Below are 518 nucleotides of genomic sequence, written 5' to 3' on the forward strand. Positions count from 1 at the left end.
ATGTTGCTGTCCATCTCAAGGAAGTCGGCAAGCATACGGTCATTGAGTTCCGGCGCGAGGATTTGCAGGAAGCTCACCGCGCCGATGGTTCTGCCCATCTTGAAGCACTTGCCTTCACGGAAGTCAAAGGAAGTGGGCGCGATGAAGTCCTTCGTGCTGAGTCCCGTCCGGGCTACCATGTCAAAGGAAAAGCGGAACGGCTCATTGGTGTCCATGTTGAACACATCATGAAGCACTTTCAGCCGTTCGTAGCCGGACAGCGGCTCGGTTCTCACACCGAGGGTTTTGAAGTTGTTGAGAATATCGGTTTCAATGCGTTCGAGCTTCGGCTTTGCCGTGCGGAGGGAGTCCGCCTCAATGCCGAAGGTGATGTACTTCCTCTTGACCAATCCGTTGTTGCCCTTGGTGAGCTGGCTTTGCAGCATACCGGAATACTCGGAGCGGATGTCGTTGAAGGCGTCCTCCTGTGCCGGAATGTTGATGCGCTTGCGGAACTCATTGAGGCTTGCCTTCTGATT

The 518-nt window shown here is 54.4% G+C and carries 1 pseudogene; it reads right to left on the bottom strand.

The annotated features are described in order from the left end of the window. Positions 1–518 (bottom strand): annotated as a pseudogene (locus H8711_RS13955) (VirB4-like conjugal transfer ATPase, CD1110 family); the annotation flags it as partial.

Source organism: Ligaoa zhengdingensis (genome assembly GCF_014384885.1).
Lineage (GTDB): Bacteria > Bacillota > Clostridia > Oscillospirales > Ruminococcaceae > Ligaoa > Ligaoa zhengdingensis.